General features: G+C 68.9%; 2 protein-coding genes. Both read right to left on the bottom strand.

Annotated elements, in window-relative coordinates:
- The coding region (locus EPD82_RS12465; RefSeq protein WP_170210841.1) for a helix-turn-helix domain-containing protein at positions 1-128 on the bottom strand (128 nt) is incomplete at its 3' end.
- A 111-nt stretch (positions 129-239) separates the two neighbouring features.
- Entirely contained in the window at positions 240-1,583 is a 1,344-nt protein-coding gene (locus EPD82_RS11780) for a uroporphyrinogen-III C-methyltransferase (RefSeq protein ID WP_141056750.1), read from the bottom strand.
- Between the last annotated feature and the right edge of the window lie 127 nt (positions 1,584-1,710).

Genomic DNA, 1,710 nt, shown 5'->3' with positions numbered 1-1,710 from the left:
GCGGCATACTGCCGGTTCCATTCGGCGAGCGCCCAGTTCCACACGCGCCGGGCCGTGCCGCAGGCGCGTTTGAAGTAATCCGCCTGCTCGGGCGTGGGACGAAGGGCGATTCGGTGGGTAAGGTGCATGGTCAGTCACTCATCGCCAAGAAGTTTTGCCGCCTTGCCTGTGCTCATGGTATTTTCCATGAACACCCTTATGGACTAATTTGCACTTTTTGTAATACGAGAGTTAGCTCCTCAGGGCGCGGAGGCGGCAGCCGCCTCGGCCTGCAGGCGCGCCTCGATCTGGGCGAGCGCGGCGAAGGAATCGGTGAGCGCCACGCGATGCGCCGCGAGCGGCTGGGCCGCGAGCTCGTCGAGGGCGGCGAGCGTAGACGCCACGGCAGGGTCGTCGCTCACATAGAATCGAACCAGCGTTTCGCGCACTTTGCCGAGCGCGGCGCAGTAGCGCGCTTCGTCTCCACCCTGCGCCGCGAGCCGGGCGCTGGCAAGCCACAGCCGCAGGTTCTCTTCGAGCACCAGCCGCTGCTGCGGCGAGAGCAGCTCCGGCGCGACGGCATCGAGCCGCTCCAGGCGCACGAGGCCTGCCGCGGACGCGAGCACCTCGTCCGTGCCGCGCAGCAGCGCCTGCCAGGCGCGGCGATACCAGGGCGATTCCGCCGGCGCCGAAGCGTCCTGCGGCGCAGCCTCGGCGGCGAGCCGTGGCGCGGCCACCGCCGACGTCTCCGGCATGGGAGCGGCGAAGGCGAGCGTGAGCTGCGGCAGGCGGGATTCCAGCGCGTCGAGCCGGGCGAGGATCCCGTCGAGATCGACGCGCGGGGCGGCACGCAGCCGCTCCAGGTCACGGGCGAGCGCCTGACGCAGGGGAAGGAAGAGTCCTCGGCTTTCCTTGGCCAGGCGCGCGTCGAGCTCGCCGAGCACGGCGAGCGCCGTGGCTGGATCGTTCGCCCAGTCGATGCGCCGCTGGGCGTAGATGAGCGCATCGCGCGCTTCCAGCAGCAGGCGCCGTTCATCCTGCTGCGCCAGCGCCTGGGTCAAACGTTCCACCAGACGGCCGATCTCGCGCAACTCATCCACCTGCCCCTGAACCTGCCCGAGCGTGTGCTGCACCGTGTCCAGGCGCTGCGACAGGATGGTAAAAGCTCCTTGAAGCTGCTGAAAGGATTCCTCGCTGCGGCGCGCTCCCTGTTCGAGCCGGCCGAGCCGTTCTTCGAGCATCTGGCGCCGTTCCGACTCCTGCTGTGCGACGTGGCGCGTATAGCCGTATGCCCCCAGGGCGAGCAGCAGCGCCGCGATCCCGGCGATGAGCGCCCAGACGCCGGAGCGCCCTCGCGCCGGAGTCGCGCTTTCCGTCGAAGCACCCCGCGCGCCGCGCGTTGCACTGGCCGCCCCCTCTGGCGGCGAATCCGCCGAAGCGCCGCCTTGGGCCTGGGCGGCTGCGGCATCGCCCACAGGTGGGGAGGCGGAAGGGGCTCCAGCCCCGGCAGTCGCGCCGCCCACAGCCGCAGCGGGCGTTTCGGCCGCAAGGGGACGATCTTGCCCCGAAGGTTTGGCTTCTTCTTGCGCTCTGGGTTCGTTCATCGACACTTCTGCTCTCAAAAACGTACGCAAAAGTGCGCACGGTTTTCTTCCTGCCCCGAGCCGTCTCGATGACCGTGCTCGTGCCTGACAGGCGTGACTTTCCCGACTACTTCAGGAACCCCTCCTG

Origin of the sequence: Tepidiphilus succinatimandens, assembly GCF_006503695.1 — a bacterium.
Classification (GTDB): domain Bacteria; phylum Pseudomonadota; class Gammaproteobacteria; order Burkholderiales; family Rhodocyclaceae; genus Tepidiphilus; species Tepidiphilus succinatimandens.
Note: the sequence above shows the minus strand (reverse complement) of the source record. Positions and strands in the feature narration are given on the sequence as shown.